This is a genomic window from Constrictibacter sp. MBR-5, from assembly GCF_040549485.1.
GTDB lineage: Bacteria > Pseudomonadota > Alphaproteobacteria > JAJUGE01 > JAJUGE01 > Constrictibacter.
On record NZ_JBEPTK010000004.1, the window covers coordinates 232,401 to 252,315 of the forward strand.

Consider the following 19,915-nt stretch of genomic DNA (forward strand, 5'->3'; position numbering starts at 1 on the left):
CTCAGCTGCCTTCGCGCACGGCCGGACGGGAATCGTCGGGACTGGAGTCTGCGGGGCGCGGGGCGGCACCTCCGGTTGCGTCGAGCGCCGCGGCGTCGACCGCGAGCCCGTCGCGCAGCCTCATCGTGCCTTCGATGACGACCACGTCATCGTCGGTGAGTTCCGCTTCCGCCAGCACGCGCCCACCGGTCCGCCGACGGACCACGACCGGCTCGCGCTCCACCTTTCCGTCGCGCACGGTCCACACGTAGGAGCCTTCGCGGCCCCACTGCAGGGCGATCTCCGGCATGCTGGGCAGGATCTCCCCCGGCAGGTCGAGCTGCACCTCGAAGGACATCCCCGTGCGCAGCCGGTCGTCGGGATTGCTGATCCGCGCCCGGGTCCGAAGACTGCGCGTTTCGGGATCGATGCGGCTGCCCACCGCCGTCACCGTGCCGGTGAACGGCTCGCCCGGAAAGGACCAGGTCGTCGCCGTGACGGCATCGCCCGGCTCGACCCGGCCCGCGACGGCCTCCGGAACGTCGAAATCGATCAGGATCGCAGACGGGTCGTCCAGGGTGGTGATCAGCGTCGTCTCGGTCGCCCGGTCGCCGCGCTCCACGTCGGAGAAGCCCACGACGCCGTCGAACGGCGCCTCCACCGTGCGGCGTTCCAGTGCCACCTCGGCCTGGGCGAGCTGGATGCGCGCCTCCTCCAGGGTGGTCCTGGCGGTATCGACCTCGCTCGCCGACACGCCGCCGCCGCGCACCGCCCGCTCGTAGCGCCGCAGCAGCTGCTGCGCGTCGCGGATGCGGACCTCGGCGAGCCGGACCGCGAGCTTCTCCTCGTCGTCGTCCAGGCGGATCAGCATCTGCCCGCCCTCGACACGGTCGCCGGGCGCGAAGCCGACCTCGACGATGTTCCCGGCCGTGCGCGGATAGATGGACACCGTCTGCGCAGCCTCGCCCGTCCCGACCGCGCGGACCAGGGTGCGGTTCTCCGCCATCCTGACCGGCGCGACGAGCACCGGTACCGCCGGTGCATCGGCACCGGCGGACCGCTCCGTCGGACCGACGGTGTCCGCGGCCGTGAACGGCAGCCGTCCCTGGACGACATACCAAGCCGCGACGGCCGCCAGGAAAAGGGCGGCGACCGCCGCGATCTGCTTCAGCGTCGACATGCGGGTGGCGCGACCTCGTTTGCGGACGAGGCAATCTCTCCCAGGGGACGGCTCGGGCGGGTGAGTTGCTCGAGAAGCTACCTAAGCGGAAATCCCGCCCTGTCCACCTTTGCGGCCGCCTTTGGCAGGCCGCAGGGCTACTTCAGCCCGTCGACGAAGGCCGCGAGGTCAGCGTCGAAACGCTCCGGCGCCTCGTAGAACGGCGAGTGGCCGACCCCGGGATAGAAGGCGCTCCGCGCATTCGGCACCGTCGCCGCGATGTGCCGGCCGCTCTCGGGCAGGCGGATCGTGTCGGCTTCGCCGTGGATCACCAGCGTCGGCAGGCGGATCGCGGCGAGCACGTCGTCATTGTCGACCTTGCGCGCCATCATCACGCGCCGCACCGCCGCCGGCACCACCATGTTGTAGGCGAGCGCCACCTCGTAATCGTCGGTAGGCATGGGCTGGGCCGTGCAGGCGCGCAGGAAGCCGCGCGTCCCCTCGATGTTGGTCGCCAGTTCGTCGGAGAACATGTCCGGGATCGAGGCCCGCCCCGGTCCGGCGTGGGCACGGTTCATGTTCGTCGCCGCCCCGACGTAGACGAGGCCGGAAATGCCGTCCTGGCCGCGGTGGCGGACGTAGTCGCACAGCACGCGCCCGCCGAACGACCAGCCGACCAGCACCGGCCGCTCCAGCCCCAGCCGGTCGATCACCGCCGCCACGTCGTCGGCCCAGCGCTCGCCGTTCTGATAGGCGTCGGCGTCCGTCGGCTTGTCCGAGGCGCCGTGGCCGCGCAGGTCCATCGCCGCCAGCCGGAACCGGCCGGGCAGCGCGCCCTCGAATTGCTTGCCCCAGCACAGGTAACTTTGCGAATAGCCGTGGATCAGCAGCACGGCGCGGCCGCTTCCGCCGAAATCGTAGGCTGCGACCGATACGCCGTCCGGCGTGGCGACCCGTGTGGTGGCAGGCATGTCCGCTTCCCGTCCTTCTCGTTGGTCGCCGGAGCTTTCCACGCTTCGCCGCCGACCGGAAGGGCGGTACGCCCGCTGGCGCTGGCCATTGACTACGCCCGCCATCCGGCCAACCTGAGATCGGGCGTATCGCCGCCGGAGGCAAAGCATGACCACAGACGCCAGCAGCAAGAGCGAAGAGAGCATGCGCACCGAGCTGGAGGCCCAGGCCTTCCGCACCCTGGTGCAGCATCTGCGCGACCATCCCGAGGTCCAGAACATCGACCTGATGAACCTCGCCGGCTTCTGCCGGAACTGCCTGTCGAAATGGTACAAGGCCGCCGCCGAGGAGCGCGGCGTCGCCGTCGACTACGAGCAGGCGCGCGAACACGTCTACGGGATGCCCTACGAGCAGTGGAAGAAGCAGCACCAGAGCGAGGCCTCGCCCGAGCAGGCGGCGAAGTTCCAGAAGGCGCAAGGCGGCCACTGAGCCCGCGACCCGGGACCGAAGCGGCACCGGACGACGCCTTCGCGTCGGTCCTGGAGGAACTGCGCGGCTGCCGCGTCTGCGCCGCGCACCTGCCGCTCGGTCCGCGGCCGGTCGCCCGCATTTCGGCGACCGCGCGCATCCTGGTCGTCGGCCAGGCGCCGGGGACGAAGGTGCACGCCAGCGGCCTGCCGTTCGACGACCCCAGCGGCGACCGGCTGCGCTCCTGGATGGGCGTCGACCGCGACACCTTCTACGACGTCTCGCGCATCGCCTTCCTGCCGTCGGGCCTGTGCTATCCGGGCCGCGACGCCAAGGGCGGCGACCTGCCGCCGCGGCGCGAATGCGCGCCCCTCTGGCATCCCCGCCTGCGCCCGCTGATGCCCGATGTGCAACTGACCATCCTGGTCGGCATGTACGCCCACGCCATCTATCTCGGCGACCGCCGCCATAGGACCCTCACGGAAACCGTCGAACACTGGCGCGACTACCTCCCCGACATCCTCGCCGCCCCGCACCCCAGCTGGCGCGTGAACATGTGGCTGACGAAGCACCCCTGGTTCGACGCCGAGGTGGTGCCGGAACTGCGGCGGCGCGTGGCGGCGCTGCTGTGAGTGATTCGAAGACGGATCAGGAAAGACATACTTTCCACAGGACACAGGATACGCGCAGGGCGAGCAGTACTGGAGTGCGCAGGATCCAAACACCGATGCGTGGCGTCGCGACGACCGGCAGGCAATAGATGGTGAGAACGGGGAGCGGCACCCCATCCTCGTGCAGCGGCATTTCGTCGGCGGGCCCTTGGATGTTTGGTCCCGGAATTTGATGGTGCGGATCATGGATGAACCTGGAGGGGTCGTCTGTCCAGGCATTGCAGATCGCTTCGTAAGGCGTGAGGCCGCGTAGGGTCTTCAAGCGGCGGGCGAGGTTGTAGGCGGCGACAAAGTCGGCGAGATGCTGCCGGAGCTGGTCGTGGTTACGATCAAGGCGATCGTCAGCAGCCACATCATCGACACTTTGGATGGCATCGGCCGGCCACGCGGGTATCGATCGATACGGGATAGTCGGGGCGCCGTTTGCACGGCCACAACTTTTCCTACTCCGGCGTCCGTCGGATGATCTGTCGCGGTCCGGAAGCAGAACGGGCGGCCCCGAAGAGCCGCCCGCCGTTCCGCTTACGACCCGGTCTTACGGGCCTCGGCGAGGATGAAGTCCAGCAGTTCCTGCCCCGGCAGGTTCTTGCTCTTCATCTCGGCCGCCCAGCGTTCCCAGACCGGCTTGGCCGCCAGCTTCTCGAACTCGGCACGCTGCTCGGCGGTGTAGGTCAGGCGCTTCAGGCCCTTCTCCTCGAACAGCGGCTCGTTCTTCGCGTCGGCCTCCAGATAGGCCGCCTTCATCGCCTCATAGGCCTTCGGCTTCGCCTCGGTCAGCATCTGGCGGTAGTTCTCGGGCAGCGCCTGCCAGGCGTCGCGGTTGAAGATCAGGCCGCAGTTGATCGTGCCCGGCGACAGGCCGTCCGTGTACCACTTGCTGACCTCGTACAGGCGGTACGAGCCGTGCATGTAGGTGTAGGCGGCGGCCGCGGCATTGATCATGCCGCGTTCGAGCGAGGTGTAGATCTCCGGTGCCGGCACCGAGGTCGGCACGGCGCCCAGTTCGCGCATCGCCTCGCCGAGGCCGCCCAGCGCACGCACGCGCATGCTCTTCCAGTCTTCGAGCGTCTCGGGCGCCTTGCCGGTGCCCATGAACTCGTACTGCGGCAGCGGCGTCGGCATGAACGCGATGGCGTTCCAGCGCTGCATCTCCTTCTGGACGATGGGATGCTGGTAATAGGTGTCCTGGAGCTTGTAGACGTTGTCCAGGCCCTTCGCGACCGGCAGGAACGGCAGGTCGAGGCCGGTCATCGCCGGGTTCTTGCCGGGGTGGTAGGAGGCGCAGAAGGACGCCGCCTCGAACGCGCCGAGCTTGACGCCGTCGAGGTTCTCCTTGGCCGGCGAGATCGCCTCGGCATAGTGGACGCGGATCTTGAACTTGCCGCCGCTCTTCTCCTCGACCTCCGAGGCGAGCGTCTCGACGCTCTTCGTATAGGCGCGGGGCGGTCCCCACACCGACAGTTCCCACTGGACGTCCTGCGCCGTCGCCGTCGACGCGGCGAAGGCCATGCCGCCGGCCAGCCCGAAGGCGGCCAGGCGAACACCGTTGAACAAAACCATTCCGTACGTTCCCTACTGACGAGCTGTTTCCGATGCCGGCACGCGTCGCCCGCCGCGCTGGCGGCGCCGTCCGGTACGGGGCGGAAGCTAGCGGCGCTCCCCGGCGGCAGCAAGGTCCCCCGCTCCCCGCCGCTCACCAGCAGGGCGGTAGCACCAGGACGGGCAGGCCGATCCAGAGCGTCGCCACCGCCCCCACGAGCAGGAGCATGCGCATGAGGCGCCACAGGAACCCCGTGGCGCGGGCGTGGTCGGCCGGCGCCTCGCCGCCGCTCCCGACCCACTTTCGCCGGCCTACAACGCCCGGCAGCACGACCAGCAGCAGATGCGCGATCCAGACCGCGGCGAGGACGATCGCGAGGCGGTCGGCCTCCCACAGGGTGACCTGCCCCGCCCCGGCGGCGCATCCCAGCGACAGGCCGCCATAGAGCACGACGAAGGCGACGGACCAGACCAGCAGCCCCCAACTCGCCAGGGTCAGCCGCAGCAGTGCCGCCACGCCGCTCATCGGGCCTCCAGGGCGGGCACGCCGAAGACGGCGCCCAGCAGGACGAGGCCGGCGACCGCCGTGTAGTCGGCCCAGAGTGCCAGAATGCGCAGGTCGAGGTTGCGCAGCGGCGACACGAAGCCGGCACGGGCGCGCGCGACGGCGAAGCCGGCGAGGACGAGGGCGAGGCCGCTATGGAAGCACAGATAGCCCATGCCGACGGCCGCGATCGCCGCGGCGGCGTGCACGGTCGGCGGCGGCAGGTGCATCGCCGCGGCGGCCGCCGCCAGACCGGTCGCCGCCAGCGCCGCCAGCGCCGCGGCGGCAAGCAGCGCGGCCTGCGTCCGCCCGGCGCCCCGCCTGTTGGCCGACAGCGCCAGATGCGGCAGGACGGCCAGCAGCAGCAGGGCGGCCGCCGCCGCGGCCGGCAGCAGCAGGGCCGGCTCCGCCAGCACCGCCGGCGGGCCCGGCGCGATGAACAGCAGATAGACATAGCCGAACAGCAGCGAGGCGAGGAACGTCCCGTCGGCGACCAGCGAGAAGATCAGCCCGAGCCAGCCCGGCGCATCCTTCGCCACATGGTGCAACGGCAGCGCCGCGCCGTCGCCCAGGCAGCGCAGCGGCGGGTCGCGGCGCTCGCCGTTCACCCATGCCCAGCGCAGGAAGACGCCGAGCGCCAGCAGCAGGCCCGCGGGCGCCGCCCAGTAGAGGCCGGTCAGGAAGCAGAGGAAGAAGACCGACATGGCGAGGCCGGCATAGAGCGGCAACCAGCTCGGCCGCGGCAGGACGACCACGTGGCGCGGCGCGCCGGAGATCATGTCGACGCCCAGCGACTCCTGCTGTTCGGCGTCGTCGCCCGGCAGCAGGTGTCGGCCGGCCGCCACCGCGCCGGGCAGCGCCGGGTCCGTCCAGAGCGGTTCCCGATCGGCGACGCGCGGCTGGCTGGCGAAATTGTAGAGCGGCGGCGGCCGCGCCGTGGCCCATTCCAGCGTGCCCGCCCGCCACGGATTGCGCACCGTCCGCGGCCCCAGGAACCAGCTCAGCACCAGGTCGAGCAGCAGGGTCGCGAAGCCGATCGCCATGACGAAGCCACCGAAGGAGGAGACGAGGTTGGGCACGTCCCAGCCCATCCCCGCCGGATAGTCGGAAACGCGGCGCGGCATGCCGAGCAGGCCGGTCAGGTGCATGACGAGGAAGGTCAGATTGAAGCCGACGAAGATCAGCCAGAAGGCGATCTTGCCGAGGCCGCCGAAGGTGGTGCGGCCGGTTGCGTTCGGGAACCAGTAGTAGAAGCCCGCCATCATCGGGAAGAGGAACCCGCCGACCAGCACGTAGTGCAGGTGCGCCACGACGAACTGCGTGTCGTGCACCTGCCAGTTGAACGGCACCAGCGCCAGCATCACCCCGGTGAGGCCGCCGGCGACGAAGACCGTGAGGAAGCCGAAGAGGTAGAGCATGGGCAGCTCGAGCCGCGGCCGGCCCAGCCACAGGGTGGCGATCCAGGCGAAGAACTGTACCGCCGTCGGGATCGCGATCAGCATGCTGGCGGCGGAGAAGAGGGCCTGCGCCAGATGCGGAATGCCCACCGTGAACATGTGGTGGACCCACAGGCCGAAGCTGATGAAGCCGATGGTGACGGCGCTGGCGACGATGGCCGTGTAGCCTACGATCGGCCGGCCGGCGAAGACCGGGATCAACGTCGAGACCACACCCGCCGCCGGCAGGAAGATGATGTAGACCTCCGGGTGGCCGAACAGCCAGAACAGATGCTGCCAGAGCAGTGGATCGCCGCCGCGCGCCGCGTCGAAGAACGGCCAGTCGAACGCCCGCTCCAGCTCTAGGATCAGGCTGCCGAAGATGAGCGGCGGGAAGCCGACCAGCATCATCATGACCGTGACCAGCATGTACCAGGCGAACAGCGGCATGCGATCGAGCGACATGCCGGCGGTGCGCAGGCTGAGGATGGAGACGGCGATCTCGACCGCCGCACAGATCGCCGAGATCTCGACGAAGGTCACGCCCAGCAGCCAGACGTCGGCGTTGACGCCCGGCGTGAACGGCCGGCTCGACAACGGCGTGTACATGAACCAGCCGCTGTCGGGCGCGAGGCCGAGGGCGAGCGCGCCGATCAGGATCGAGCCGCCGAACAGGTAGCACCAGTAGCCGAAGGCGGTCAGCCGCGGGAAGGCGAGGTCACGGGCACCCAGCATCTTCGGCAGCAGGTAGACCGCCACGCCCTCGATCAGCGGGATGGCGAACAGGAACATCATCACGGTGCCGTGCATCGTGAAGATCTGGTTGTAGAGGTCGCGATCGAGGAAGCCGCTGCCCGACGTGGCGAGCTGCGCGCGGATGAGCATCGCCAGGATGCCGCCGATCAGGAAGAACACCAGCGACGTGGCGATGAATCGCTTGCCCAGGATGGTGTGGCTGACCGCCGAAGCGCTCGCCGGCCAGGGTGGATTCGACCAGACGCGGGCGAGCCGGCGGTGGCGCGCCGTCGGCCCCATCCGTTCCCTCGTCTCGACCGGGGCGGTCGTGTCGCTCATCGGCGCACCTCCGCCGGCGGCAGCGCGGCCAGGCGCTGCATCAGGTCCGCCGCCTCGTGCGCCTCGACCAGGAGCACCATGTCCGGGTGGCCCCAGCCGCAGAACTCGGCGCACTGGCCGCGGAACGTGCCGGGGCGCGACGCTCGCAGCCGCAGCACGTTGGTGACTCCCGGAATGGCGTCGATCTTGCCGGCGAGCCGCGGCACCCAGAAGGCGTGGATGACGTCGGTCGTCGTCAGGTAGACGTCGACCGGGCGGTCGACCGGCAGGTAGAGCAGGTTCTCGGACCGCACGGGCCCCCCTTCCGCATCCCGATACACGATGTCCCAGGTCCAGCGGTTCGCCGTCACGTCCACCCTGAAGACCGGCTCGGTCGTCGGCAGCGGCAGCTGTGCGTGGCCGGCGTGCAGGCCGTAGCCGAGCAGCGCCACCAGGACCGTCCCGGGAAAGACGATGCCGCCCCCGATCACCAGCAGGCGCGGCGAAACCTTCATCCGCGCTTCCGGTCTGCGGCACGCCGCATAGAGCGCCAGCGCCGTGACGGCCAGCAGGATGACGGCGCTGCCCCAGAACATCGCCCACCAGACGTCCGCCACCGCCGCCGCCGCGGGACCCGCCGGATCGAGCGCCGACATCGGGCCGGAGGTGCAGCCGGCGGCCATCGCGGCGACCGGCGAAAGCGCCGCCAACGCGCGACGGGGGCTGGTCGCCGGCGCGGCGGCGCCTAGAACCCTGTTCCGAATGGTCGTAGGAATGGTCATGATCGGTCCGGCCCGCCGCTGCAGGCGGCCGATCGCGCGCGGAACGGGAGCGGACGATGGAGCGATTTGCCGACGCGGAGGCGCTCGGCGCCCCGACGAACGTTGCGGTGATCCGTCACCCGCTGCACCCGATGATGGCGAATTTCCCGATCGCGTTCCTGCTGACGGTCATCGCGAGCGATCTCGCCTTCCTGTATTTCGGCGATCCGTTCTGGGCGCGCCTGTCCCTCTGGCTGGTAGGCGCCGGGACGGTCATGGGCGTCGCCGCCGGCGTGGCAGGCACGGTGGAACTCCTGTCGGTGAAGCGCATCCGACGCAGGACGGCAAGCTGGAGCCACTTCGTCTCGGCGGTCATGCTGCTCTCCGCCTCCGCCGCCAACTGGGGCTGGCGGATCGGTGCGCCCGAGGAGGCGATCCTGCCATGGGGCATCGTGCTGTCGGCGATGTGCTTCATGCTCGTCGGGATGGCGGGGTGGCTGGGCGGCGTTCTGGTCTTCGAGCACCGGGTCGGCGTGCTCGAGGAGGAAGAGGCATAGGTTCGAGCCGCTCACAGCGGCTTCGCCAGGACGAGGAACAGCACCGTCGGAATGAGGATCAGCGGCACCGCGAGCAGCGACCGATGCGTCCCTGCCGCCCACGCGCGCGGATGATCGTGCAGCATCACCACGATGCGCCCGCAGACGACGTGGAAGAACACCATCATCGCCACGACGCCCAGCTTCAGCACCAGCCAGCCGGCATAGGAGCCCGTCGGATGGATGAGCAGCGTTCCCGCGATGATCGCGATCACCGCCGCCGGCGATGCGATGGCGATGAAGGTGAAGCGCGCCATCGCCCGGTGGCGCAGCATGCCGCGCGGGTCGCGCAGGTCCGGAAAGCCCGCATAGAGCGCCGGCAGCGCGAACAGACATGCGCACCAGACGATCAGCGCGGCGATGTGAACGGTCTTGAGCCATGGTATCAGCGCCGCCATTCCAGGCCGTACCCGCGTGAAGGGAACCGGCGCCGGACGGCGCCTCTCCTGGGAACGCGCTCGCTGCCGATCGGTTCGCCGATCCGACCATGCCTCCCGTGCTAGCGTGCCGAGCGAGGCCCGCCCGGCAGGACGGGCCGGCCCCCGACCACGAGCCCGCATGAACGGACCCATCCCGCACGGCGGCGACCTCACCGCCGCCCGCGCCCGCTTCCCCGGCCGGAGCGACTGGCTGGACCTGTCGACCGGCATCAATCCATGGCCCTACCCCCTGCCCCGGCTGGACGCCGCCGCGTGGACACGCCTGCCGGACGCCGGACGGACAGCCGACACCGAGCAGGCCGCCGACGCCTTCTACGGCGCGCCGCCCGGCAGCGCCCTCGCCGTGCCCGGCACCCAGGCCGCCCTGCAGCTGCTGCCGGCGCTGCGGCCGCCCAGCCGCATGGCGGTGGTCGGCTTCACCTATCAGGAACACGCCCGCTGCTGGCGGCGCGCCGGCCATGCCGTAACGGAGACGCCGTCGCTGGCGGAAGCCGTCGCCGCGGCGGACGTCGTCGTGGCGGTCAATCCGAACAATCCCGACGGCACCGGTCTGGATCCGTCCGACCTGCTGCGGGCCCGCGCCGCGCTCGCCGCCCGCGGCGGCTGGCTGGTGGTCGACGAGGCGTTCGGCGAGACCCGGCCCGAACTCGGCGTGGCCGGCGCCTGCGGCGCGCCAGGGCTGATCGTCCTCCGCTCCTTCGGCAAGTTCTTCGGCCACGCCGGCATCCGCCTCGGATTCGTCCTGGCGGATGCAGACACGCAGGCAGGCTTGCGCGACGCCCTCGGCCCGTGGGCCGTCTCCGGCCCGGCGCTGGAACTGGGCCGGATCGCCCTCGCCGACCGCCCCTGGGCCACCGGCACGCGCCTTCGGCTGCGTGCCGCGGCCGACCGGCTCGCCGGCCTGCTGTCGGCAACGGGCCTGCGCGTCGTGGGCGGTACGCCGCTCTTCGTCCTCGCCGCGACCGAAGACGCGGCTGGACTGCACGAACGCCTCATGCAGCACGGCATCATGGTCCGCCGCTTCGACGAGCGGCCGCACTGGCTCCGCTTCGGCCTGCCGCCGGATGCCGATGCCGAACAGCGGCTGCGCGCCTGCCTCGCCGCCTACGCGTGAGGGGTCAGGGCGCCTCTGCCGAAGCCGGCTGCCGATCGTAGAGCCAGCAGGAGGCGACGCTGGCACCGCCCGTCGCCATCAGGTCCGGCCGCTTGACCCGGCACCGGTCGAAGGCATGCGGGCAGCGCGGGTTGAAGGCGCAGCCCGGCGGGATCGCGTTGAGGCGCGGCATCGACCCCTCGATCTGCGCCAGCCGCTCGACATCGTGCGTCAGCGTCGGGATCGAGGCCATAAGGCCGACCGTATAGGGGTGCTTCGGCGCCTTGATGACGTCGCGCACCGGCCCGATCTCGGCGACCCGGCCGGCATACATCACCGCCACCCGATCCGCCGTCTCGGCGATCACGCCCATGTCGTGGGTCACCAGCATGACCGCCGTGCCGTGGTCGCGGCAGAGCCGCTTCAGCAGGGCGATGATCTGCGCCTGGATCGACACGTCGAGCGCCGTCGTCGGCTCGTCGGCGATGACCAGCCGCGGATTGACGCAGAGTGCCAGCGCGATCACGACGCGCTGGCGCATGCCGCCGGAGAACTGGTGCGGATAGTTGTCGATGCGGCTCTGCGGCGACGGGATGCCGACCTCGCCAAGCATCTCGATGGCGCGCTTGCGCGCCGCCGCCGCCGACAGGTCGGTGTGGGTCTGGATCGTCTCGATCAGCTGCTCGCCGATCGAGTAGAGCGGGTTGAGGCTGGTCAGCGGGTCCTGGAAGATGGCGCCGATCTGCTTGCCGCGGATCCGGCGCAGTTCCTCGTAGGGCAGGTTGTCGATCCGCCGGCCCTCGAAGCGGATCTCCCCGCCGGCGATGCGGCCCGGCGGCTCCAGCAGGCCGATGATCGACATGCCGGTCAGCGACTTGCCCGCGCCCGATTCGCCGACGACGCCCAGCACCTCGCCTTCGTCGATCGAAAAGGAGACGTCGTCGACCGCCGTCAGCAGGCCGCGCCGCGTCGGGAACTCGATCCGCAGGTGGGAGACGTCGAGCAGCGGCATCAGCGGAGCTTCGGGTTGAGGGCGTCGCGCAGCCAGTCGCCCAGCAGGTTGACCGACAGCACGAGCAGGACCAGGGCGAGCGCCGGGAACAGCGTGATCCACCACTCGCCGGAGAAGAGAAAGTCGTTGCCGACGCGGATCAGCGTGCCGAGCGATGGCGTTGTCGGCGGCACGCCGACGCCCAGGAAGGAGAGTGTCGCCTCGGCGATGATCGCGAGCGCCAGCCCGATCGTCGCCAGCACCAGCACCGGCCCCATCACGTTCGGCAGGACGTGGCGAAACATGATGACCATCGGGTGGACGCCGATCACCTGTGCCGCCGCCACATATTCGCGGTTCTTCTCGACCATCGTGGCGCTGCGCGTGACGCGCGCGAACTGCGGCCAGTCGGAGATGCCGATGGCGAAGATCAGGACGTAGATCGCCAGGTCGTCCACCGCATAGGACGGCAGTGCGGCACGCGCCGCGCCGTTGACCATCAGCGCCACCAGGATACCCGGAATCGTCAGCTGCACGTCGGCGGCACGCATCACCATCGTCTCGAAGAAGCCGCCGACATAGCCGGCGATCACGCCGAGCCCGACCCCCAGCACCACCGCGAACAGGATGGCGGCGAAGCCCACGACCAGCGAGATGCGCGTGCCGTACATGATGGCCGACAGCAGGTCCCTGCCCTGGTCGTCGGTGCCGAGCGCGAACGTCGCCTGCCCTTCCGCCGTCCAGGCCGGCGGCGTGAAGGCGTCCATCAGGTTGAGTGTCGCCGGATTGAACGGGTCGTGCGGCGCCACCCACTGCGCCAGCCCGGCGCCGAGGAAATAGGTCACCGTGATCAGCGCGGCGATCACCACCAGCGGCGAGCGCCGGAAGCTGTAGAACAGGTCGCTGCCGAAGAGGCGCGCCAGGCGGCCGGGACGACCAGCGGTCACGGGTGCGCCGCCATCGCCGGGGTCGGAGCCGGAAGCCGCCATCTCAGCGCCCCCGCCCGACGGTGGCGCGCAGGCGCGGGTCGATCGCGTAGTAGGCGAGGTCGACGATCATGTTGATCGAGACGAACACGACGGCGACCAGCGACAGATAGGCCGCCATGACGGGAATGTCGGCGAACTGGACCGCCTGGATGAACAGGAAGCCCATCCCCGGCCACTGGAACACCGTCTCGGTGATGATCGAGAAGGCGATCAGCGAGCCGATGTTCAGGCCGGCGATGGTGATCACCGGCACCAGCGTGTTGCGCAGCGCATGGCCGAAATTGATCGCCCGGTTGGAGAGGCCGCGGGCGCGCGCGAACTTGATGAAGTCGGTGCGCATGACCTCCAGCATCTCGGTGCGCACGAGGCGCAGGATCAGCGTCATCTGGAACAGGCTGAGCGTAATGGCGGGCATGATGATCGCCTGCCAGCCGCTTGCGGTCAGGAAGCCGGTCGACCAGCCGCCGATGTTCACGGTCTCGCCCCGCCCGAAGGATGGCAGCCAGCCCAGCAACACGGAAAAGACGTAGATCAGGCAGATGCCGATGACGAAGGTCGGCAGCGACACGCCGATCAGCGACACCGTCAGGATCACGCGGCTCAGCCAGTGCGACCGCTTGATGCCTGTGAAGACGCCCAGGCCTATGCCGATGCTCAGCGCCAGGACGGCCGACGCCGCCACCAGTTCGAGGGTGGCCGGCATCCGCTCGACGATCAGCGTCCCGACCCGGCGCTGCAGCCTGAGCGACATGCCGAAATCGCCCTGGACCGCATTCAGGACGTAATGGGCGAAGCGGACGATCAGCGGATCGTTGAGCCCGAGCGCCTCGCGCATCTCCTCCCGGTCGGCGATCGAAGCGTCCTGCCCGACCATGTTGTTGACCGGGTCGCCGACGAAGTTGAACAGCAGGAACGAGAGGAACGCCACGACCAGGACGACGACGACCGCCTGGATGAGCCGCCTGATGACGAATGCCAGCATCGCTTTCGCCTAGCGGCAGCCGTACGGGCGGGCCGAAGCCCGCCCGTGTCGCCCGTCTCCACGGAGATGCACGAACCCGCTCGCCGCCATCCGTCCTACTTCATCACCGCATAGCGGAACTGCGGCTGGTCGTTCGCGATGATCGGCAGGTCGAGATTCTCCCGCATCGCCCACGAGATCACCTGGTGATGCAGGGGCAGGTAGACATTGTCTTCCTTCAGGATCTTCCAGACCTCGGCGATCATCGCGTCACGCTTCTCCGGGTCGATCTCGATCTCCATCGCCTCGGTCAGCTCGTCCACCCGCGGGTTGGAATAGCCCGTCGCGTTCCAGGTGCCCTTCGTGTGCGCCAGGAAGCTGAACACATAATGCGAGTCGAGCGTCGTGACGCCCCAGCCGAGCATGTACATGTCGGTCTCGCGCTTGGCGAGCTTCGGGAAGTGCAGGCTCTTCGGCTGCGCGTCCAGGTTCACCTTCACGCCGATGCGGGCCAGCATGCCGACCGCGGCCTGGCAGATAGCCTCGTCGTTGATGTAGCGGTCGTTCGGGCAGTCGAGCTTGACCGTGAAGCCGTTCGGATAGCCGGCCTCCGCCAGCAGCTTCTTCGCCCCGTCGACGTCGTAGGGCAGGCGCTGGTCGAGTTCCTTGGTCCAGCCGCGCACGAAGGGTGCGGCGATGATGCCGGCCGGCTCCGCGTCGCCGCGCATGACCTTCTGGCCGATGGCCTTGATGTCGATCGCCTGGTACATCGCCCGGCGCACCTTCGGATCGGCCAGCGGGTTCTTGCCCTTCACGTCCGACGAGCCGAGCTCGGCCGCGCCGACGTTCAGGCCGAAGAAGATCGACCGGTTCTGCGGCGTCTTCAGCACCTTGAGGCCGGCGGTGCGCTTGACGCGCTCCAGGTCCTGGAGCGGCGGGTCGAGCACGAACTCCAGTTCGCCCGACAGCAGGGCCGCGACGCGCGTCGCCGCGTTGGCGATCGGCGTGTAGACGACCTCGTCGACGTTGCCGTGATTCTTGACGCCCCACCAGTCCTCGTTCTTCACCAGGATGGTGCGGACGTCCGGCTCGCGCAACTGCAGCTTGAACGGCCCGGTGCCGTTCGTGTTGCGGATCGCGTAGGTCTCCTGCTTGTTCTTGTAGTCCTGGACCTCGACGACGTCGTGCTTCTCCGACCACTCCTTCGACATCATCGCGATGGTCAGGAGCTGGTTCGGCAGGATCGGGTTCGGCCCGGTCGTGATCAGGTGGACCGTGTGGTCGTCGATCTTCTTGACTTCCTTGATGCTGCCGATCTGGTCCTTGAAGTCGGAATTCTTCGACTGCGCCCGCTTGATGCTGAAGATCACGTCGTCGGCGTCGAACGTGTCGCCGTCGTGAAACTTCACGCCCTCGCGCAGCTTGAATTCCCAGACCGTCGGCTCGAGCACCTTCCAGCTGGTCGCCAGGGCCGGCTCGGGCTTCAGCTCCCTGTCGCTCCGGACGAGCGGCTCCATGATGTTCAGGTTCATGGCGATGGTCGGGCTCTCGTTCTGCGCATGCGGGTCCAGCGTCAGCGCATCCCCCTGGCTGGCCCAGCGCAGGGTGTTCTTCGCATAGGCGGGACTGACGGCCAGCGCCAATGCGACGGCGGCCCCGCCAAGCAGCGATGTCAGCTTCATGTCTCGCTCCTCCACCCGGCTGGCACGGGTCGCGTACCCGACCGGCCACCCCTGTCTACACGTCGCCATACTGTAACGGCCGGCGCCCCGCGGGGCCAGCGTTTCCAAGGCATCGAACGCTTGCGACCCTCTGTGGAACGCTCCATTCTCGCGCCAATACAGGGCGGCCGACGGCATGCGGGCGCATGCGGAACGGCGCAACGGGAGGAGTGAACATGCGTGGGTTGATCATGGACGTGCCGCTGCTGATCTCGTCGCTGATCGAGCATGCGGCGCGGAATCATGGCGATACCGAGATCGTCAGCCGCACCGTCGAAGGTCCGATCCACCGATACACCTATACCGATGCGCACCGGCGCGTGAAGCAGCTGGCCAACGCGCTCACCGCGCTCGGCGTCAAGTCCGGCGACCGGGTCGGCACGCTCGCATGGAACACCTACCGTCACTACGAGATCTATTTCGCCGTGCCCGGCATGGGCGCCGTCTGTCACACGATCAATCCCCGCCTCTTCCCGGATCAGCTGGAATACATCGTCAACCACGCCTCCGACCGCTTCCTGTTCGTCGACCTCAACCTGCTGCCGATCGCCGAGAAGTTCGCCCCCGCCGCGCCGAAGCTCGAGGGCGTCGTGGTGATGACCGACCGCGCCCACATGCCGAAGAGCGACGTGATCGGGAACCTCATCTGCTACGAGGACCTGATCGACGGCCATTCCGACATCTACGAATGGCCCGTGTTCGACGAGCACAACGCCTCGTCCCTCTGCTACACCTCGGGTACCACCGGCAATCCGAAGGGCGTGCTGTTCTCGCACCGCGCCAACGTCATCCACTCCTTCGCCGCGTCGATGCCGGACGCGATGAACATCTCGGCGCGCGACGTCGTCATGCCGATCGTGCCGATGTTCCACGTCAACGCCTGGGGTATTCCCTATGTGACGACGATGACCGGCGCGAAGCAGGTGCTGCCCGGCCCGAAGATGGACGGCGCCAGCATCCACGAACTGCTTGAGGGCGAGGGCGTCACCTTCACCGCCGCCGTCCCCACGATCTGGCTGCTTCTGCTCGCCTTCATGCGCGAGCAGAAAAAGGGCCTGTCGACGCTGAAGAGCGTCATCATCGGCGGCTCCGCCTGCCCGCGCTCGATGATGGAGGCGTTCGGCGAGGAATACGGCGCCACGGTCCGCCACGCCTGGGGCATGACCGAGATGTCGCCGCTGGGCACGATCAACACGCCGCTCGGCAAGCATGCCGGCCTGTCGAAGAAGGAGATGTACGACCTCGCGGAGGGCCAGGGCCGGCCGCTCTACGGCGTCGAGATGAAGATCGTCGACGACGCGGGCAAGGAACTGCCGCGCGACGGCAAGGCGTTCGGCGAACTCCTCGTGCGCGGTCCCTGGGTCTCCAGCGCCTATTTCGAGGTGGATCATTCGCCGGCGCACGAACGCGAGCCGGGCTGGTTCGCCACCGGCGACGTCTGCACGCTCGACCAGAACGGCTTCATGCGGATCACCGACCGCTCCAAGGACGTGATCAAGTCGGGCGGCGAGTGGATCAGCTCCATCGACCTGGAGAACATCGCCGTCGGCCATCCCGAGGTCGCCGAGGCCGCGGTCATCGGCGTACACCACCCCAAATGGGACGAGCGGCCCCTGCTCCTGATCGTGCGCCGCCCGGGCAGCAGCCTCAGAAAAGACGAAATGCTGCGCTTCTACGACGGTAAGATCGCCAGTTGGTGGCTGCCCGACGACGTCGTGTTCGTCGACGAACTGCCGCACACGGCGACGGGCAAGCTGCTCAAGACGAAGCTGCGCGACGATTTCCACGACTACGTGCTGCCCACGGCCGGGTAGCCGTCCGACGCATTCAGCAGAGGCGTGATGAAGGCAGGCTGGCTCTTTTCCCTCGTGGCCCTCGCGGCCTTCGTCCCCCCGCTCGGCGGACCTGCCCGGGCCGCCGACGCCGCCTTCGAGGTGACCGGCGACCGGCAGGAGAATTTCCGCGCCGCGGTGACCCTCGGGAATCCCGAGGATCGGAAGGTCGGCGACTGGACGCTGGAGATGCGGCTCGACCGCACCGTCGTCCAGGCGTTCGGCGCCGAGGCCGAGCAGGTCGAGAAGGGCCTGTGGCGCTTCCGGCCGGTCGACTGGACGAAGGAGATCCCGGCGAAGGGCGAAGTCCGCTTCACCTTCATCGGCCGCCCCGGCGGCCTCGGCACGGCCCAGCCGGACATGAAGCTCGACGTGACCTACGTCGCCGACACGCCGGTCGCCCAGACGCCCGCGCCATCTGCGCCCCCGCCCGCTCCCGCCCCCGCGCAGGGTCCCGCCCCCTCGCCCGCTCCCGCCCCGTCTGCGGCGGGCGCCGCCGCCCCGGCGCAGCCGGAGAAGGCGGCCGGCCCGGCCGCGCAGCCGGGGAAGACCGCCGCCCCGACGCCCGCCGACGGCACCGCCGTCGCGCACACGCTGGGGTTCAAGCTGAAGGACTCGTGGCCCGACGGCTTCGTCGGCGAGGTCGCCGTCGTCAACGGCTCCGACAAGACCCTGCGGCCCTGGCGCTTCGAGTTCGCCCTGGACGGCAAGATCGACCAGGCCTGGGGCGCAGTGGTGAAGCCCGCCGGCGCCGGCCGCTGGGTCGCGGTTCCCGAGGCGTACAACAAGGAACTCGAACCCGGCGCCTTCGCCACCTTCGGCTTCAAGGCCACCACCCCCTTCAAGAGCCGCCCGAGCGCCACCGCCCTGAAGCAGGGAGGCTGACCACCCTCCAATCCCTCCGTGCGCGGCGCGGCCTGTCGGGTTAGAATCCCGCGTTGGCCAACGAAGGGACCGCCATGACCGACATCGAGATCGCCCGAGCCGCGAAGCTCCTGCCCGTCTCGGAGATCGGGCGGCGCCTGGGGATACCGGCGGACGGGATCCTGCCCTACGGCCATACCAAGGCGAAGATCTCGGGCGATTTCCTCACCGGCCTTACCGACCGGCCGGACGGCCGGCTGATCCTGGTGACGGCGATGACGCCGACGCCCGCCGGCGAGGGCAAGACGACGACCACCGTCGGCCTGGGCGACGGGCTGAACCGCATCGGCCGCAAGACGATGATCTGCCTGCGCGAGCCCAGCCTGGGCCCCTGCTTCGGCATGAAGGGCGGTGCCGCCGGCGGCGGCTACGCCCAGGTCGTGCCGATGGAGGACATCAACCTCCACTTTACCGGCGACTTCCACGCCATCACCTCGGCGCACAACCTGCTGGCGGCGATGCTCGACAACCACGTCCACTGGGGCAACGCGCTCGGCATCGACACGCGCCGCGTCTCCTGGAAGCGGGTCGTGGACATGAACGACCGCGCCCTGCGCAGCATCGTCGCCGGGCTGGGCGGCCCCGCCAACGGCTTCGCGCGCGAGGACGGCTTCGACATCACGGTCGCATCCGAGGTCATGGCGATCCTCTGCCTCGCGACCGACCTGGACGACCTGCGCCGGCGCCTGGCCGAGATCGTCGTGGCACGCACCCGCGACGGCGCCCCGGTGACGGCCCGCGACCTCAAGGCCGACGGCGCCATGGCGGTGCTGCTGCGCGACGCGGTCCTGCCCAACCTGGTGCAGACGCTGGAGAACAATCCTGCCTTCGTGCACGGCGGGCCCTTCGCCAACATCGCGCACGGCTGCAACTCCGTCTCGGCGACGCGCGCCGCCCTCAAGCTCGCCGACTATGTGGTGACCGAGGCGGGCTTCGGCGCCGACCTGGGCGCCGAGAAGTTCTTCGACATCAAGTGCCGCAAGGCGGGTCTCTCGCCGGCCGCGGCCGTCGTCGTCGCCACCGTGCGCGCGCTGAAGTTCCACGGCGGCGTGGCGCGCGAAGCGCTGTCGCTGCCGGATCGCGGCGCGGTCGAGGCCGGTCTCGCCAACCTGGGCCGGCATCTCGACAACGTCGCGCGCTTCGGCGTACCCGCCGTCGTCGCGATCAACGCCTTCACCAGCGACGCGCCGGCCGAGTTCGAGGCGATCGAAACCTTCTGCAAGGCGCGCGGCGTGCCGGTCTCGATCTGTACCCATTGGGCCGAGGGCGGTGCCGGCACTACCCACCTCGCTGGGCTGGTGGCGGAGGCGGCGGAGTCTGGCCGTGCCCGCTTCGCCCCCATCTATCCCGACGCGATGCCGCTCATCGAGAAGATCCGCACCGTCGCCCGCGAGATCTACGGTGCGGCCGATGTCGACGCGCCGCCGCGCGTCCTCGACCAGCTGCGCCGCTTCGAGGCCGACGGCCACGGCCACGTGCCGGTCTGCATGGCCAAGACCCAGTACAGCTTCTCGACGAACCCCGCGCTGAAGGGCGCGCCGACGGGTCACATCGTCGAGGTTCGCGAAGTCCGGCTCGCCGCGGGTGCCGGCTTCGTCGTGGCGGTCTGCGGCGACCTGATGACCATGCCGGGCCTGCCGCGCGTGCCGGCCGCGGAATCGATCGGATTGGACGAAACCGGAAACGTGGTCGGACTGTTCTAGTCCGGCACCGCCGAATTTCTCGGCGGGTCCCTTCCGGAAACACCCGATGCTCCTGAGCGGCTTGGTCGAAGACGAAGGCCCGACGTCCGTGCGCGCGCCGTGGA

The 19,915-nt window shown here is 69.4% G+C and carries 18 protein-coding genes and 1 pseudogene; 7 read left to right on the forward strand and 12 right to left on the reverse strand.

Annotated elements, in window-relative coordinates:
• Nucleotide 1 precedes the first annotated feature (1 nt).
• Entirely contained in the window at nucleotides 2-1,159 is a 1,158-nt protein-coding gene (locus tag ABIE65_RS11160; RefSeq protein ID WP_354077748.1) for an efflux RND transporter periplasmic adaptor subunit, read from the reverse strand.
• Nucleotides 1,160-1,296: 137 nt separating this feature from the next.
• Nucleotides 1,297-2,109 (reverse strand): alpha/beta fold hydrolase, encoded by an 813-nt coding sequence (locus ABIE65_RS11165; protein WP_354077749.1) that lies wholly within the window; start codon nucleotides 2,107-2,109, stop codon nucleotides 1,297-1,299.
• Between the two features lie 148 nt (nucleotides 2,110-2,257).
• Between ABIE65_RS11165 and ABIE65_RS11170 the strand changes: the two genes are divergently transcribed.
• Together ABIE65_RS11170 and ABIE65_RS11175 are read left to right on the forward strand one after the other, a co-directional pair.
• A complete protein-coding gene (locus tag ABIE65_RS11170; protein WP_354077750.1) occupies nucleotides 2,258-2,578 on the forward strand; it encodes a DUF1244 domain-containing protein in 321 nt (106 codons plus the stop codon).
• A gap of 50 nt (nucleotides 2,579-2,628) precedes the next feature.
• The gene (locus tag ABIE65_RS11175; protein ID WP_502918526.1) at nucleotides 2,629-3,189 is read left to right on the forward strand and encodes a uracil-DNA glycosylase family protein; all 561 of its coding nucleotides are present in this window, start codon (nucleotides 2,629-2,631) and stop codon (nucleotides 3,187-3,189) included.
• A 193-nt stretch (nucleotides 3,190-3,382) separates the two neighbouring features.
• Here ABIE65_RS11175 and ABIE65_RS27875 read toward each other — a convergent pair.
• From ABIE65_RS27875 to ABIE65_RS11200, 5 genes and pseudogenes are all read right to left on the reverse strand, one after another.
• Nucleotides 3,383-3,553: pseudogene (locus ABIE65_RS27875) on the reverse strand (IS481 family transposase); the annotation flags it as partial.
• 197 nt (nucleotides 3,554-3,750) lie between these two features.
• Nucleotides 3,751-4,788: a TRAP transporter substrate-binding protein DctP gene (dctP, locus tag ABIE65_RS11185; protein WP_354077752.1), complete on the reverse strand. Its 1,038-nt coding sequence runs from the start codon at nucleotides 4,786-4,788 to the stop codon at nucleotides 3,751-3,753.
• Nucleotides 4,789-4,921: 133 nt separating this feature from the next.
• Entirely contained in the window at nucleotides 4,922-5,293 is a 372-nt protein-coding gene (locus ABIE65_RS11190; protein ID WP_354077753.1) for a hypothetical protein, read from the reverse strand.
• Entirely contained in the window at nucleotides 5,290-7,821 is a 2,532-nt protein-coding gene (gene ctaD, locus ABIE65_RS11195; protein ID WP_354077754.1) for a cytochrome c oxidase subunit I, read from the reverse strand. Before ctaD ends, ABIE65_RS11190 begins: the two co-directional genes overlap by 4 nt.
• Nucleotides 7,818-8,582 carry a cytochrome c oxidase subunit II gene (locus ABIE65_RS11200; RefSeq protein ID WP_354077755.1) on the reverse strand — a complete coding sequence of 255 codons (765 nt, stop codon included), beginning with the start codon at nucleotides 8,580-8,582 and terminating at the stop codon, nucleotides 7,818-7,820. The genes ctaD and ABIE65_RS11200 overlap by 4 nt, the downstream gene beginning before the upstream one ends.
• 56 nt (nucleotides 8,583-8,638) lie before the next feature.
• Here ABIE65_RS11200 and ABIE65_RS11205 point away from each other — a divergent pair, with 56 nt between their 5' ends.
• On the forward strand, nucleotides 8,639-9,118 hold the full coding sequence (locus ABIE65_RS11205; RefSeq protein ID WP_354077756.1) for a DUF2231 domain-containing protein: 480 nt from the start codon (nucleotides 8,639-8,641) through the stop codon (nucleotides 9,116-9,118).
• 11 nt (nucleotides 9,119-9,129) lie between these two features.
• Here ABIE65_RS11205 and ABIE65_RS11210 read toward each other — a convergent pair whose 3' ends face one another.
• Nucleotides 9,130-9,555, reverse strand: coding sequence for a CopD family protein (locus ABIE65_RS11210; RefSeq protein WP_354077757.1), 426 nt, complete (start codon nucleotides 9,553-9,555; stop codon nucleotides 9,130-9,132).
• A gap of 160 nt (nucleotides 9,556-9,715) precedes the next feature.
• Between ABIE65_RS11210 and cobD the strand changes: the two genes are divergently transcribed.
• Entirely contained in the window at nucleotides 9,716-10,711 is a 996-nt protein-coding gene (cobD, locus tag ABIE65_RS11215) for a threonine-phosphate decarboxylase CobD (RefSeq protein ID WP_354077759.1), read from the forward strand.
• 4 nt (nucleotides 10,712-10,715) lie between these two features.
• Here the strand turns inward: cobD and ABIE65_RS11220 are convergent, their stop codons facing one another.
• The 4 genes from ABIE65_RS11220 to ABIE65_RS11235 all read right to left on the reverse strand — a co-directional run bounded on the left by ABIE65_RS11220 (nucleotide 10,716) and on the right by ABIE65_RS11235 (nucleotide 15,313).
• Entirely contained in the window at nucleotides 10,716-11,702 is a 987-nt protein-coding gene (locus ABIE65_RS11220; protein WP_354077760.1) for an ABC transporter ATP-binding protein, read from the reverse strand.
• Nucleotides 11,702-12,670, reverse strand: coding sequence for an ABC transporter permease (locus ABIE65_RS11225; RefSeq protein ID WP_354077761.1), 969 nt, complete (start codon nucleotides 12,668-12,670; stop codon nucleotides 11,702-11,704). The genes ABIE65_RS11220 and ABIE65_RS11225 overlap by 1 nt, the downstream gene beginning before the upstream one ends.
• A 1-nt stretch (nucleotide 12,671) precedes the next feature.
• On the reverse strand, nucleotides 12,672-13,652 hold the full coding sequence (locus ABIE65_RS11230; RefSeq protein WP_354077763.1) for an ABC transporter permease: 981 nt from the start codon (nucleotides 13,650-13,652) through the stop codon (nucleotides 12,672-12,674).
• Nucleotides 13,653-13,747: 95 nt separating this feature from the next.
• Nucleotides 13,748-15,313 carry an ABC transporter substrate-binding protein gene (locus ABIE65_RS11235; protein ID WP_354077764.1) on the reverse strand — a complete coding sequence of 522 codons (1,566 nt, stop codon included), beginning with the start codon at nucleotides 15,311-15,313 and terminating at the stop codon, nucleotides 13,748-13,750.
• 215 nt (nucleotides 15,314-15,528) lie between these two features.
• On the opposite strand from ABIE65_RS11235, the gene ABIE65_RS11240 reads away from it, so the two are divergent.
• The 3 genes from ABIE65_RS11240 to ABIE65_RS11250 all read left to right on the forward strand — a co-directional run bounded on the left by ABIE65_RS11240 (nucleotide 15,529) and on the right by ABIE65_RS11250 (nucleotide 19,811).
• Nucleotides 15,529-17,166: a 3-(methylthio)propionyl-CoA ligase gene (locus ABIE65_RS11240; protein ID WP_354077765.1), complete on the forward strand. Its 1,638-nt coding sequence runs from the start codon at nucleotides 15,529-15,531 to the stop codon at nucleotides 17,164-17,166.
• Between the two features lie 27 nt (nucleotides 17,167-17,193).
• On the forward strand, nucleotides 17,194-18,069 hold the full coding sequence (locus ABIE65_RS11245; RefSeq protein WP_354077766.1) for a cellulose binding domain-containing protein: 876 nt from the start codon (nucleotides 17,194-17,196) through the stop codon (nucleotides 18,067-18,069).
• 74 nt (nucleotides 18,070-18,143) lie between these two features.
• Nucleotides 18,144-19,811, forward strand: a complete 1,668-nt coding sequence (locus ABIE65_RS11250; RefSeq protein ID WP_354077768.1) for a formate--tetrahydrofolate ligase — start codon at nucleotides 18,144-18,146, stop codon at nucleotides 19,809-19,811.
• The last annotated feature ends 104 nt before the right edge of the window (nucleotides 19,812-19,915 follow it).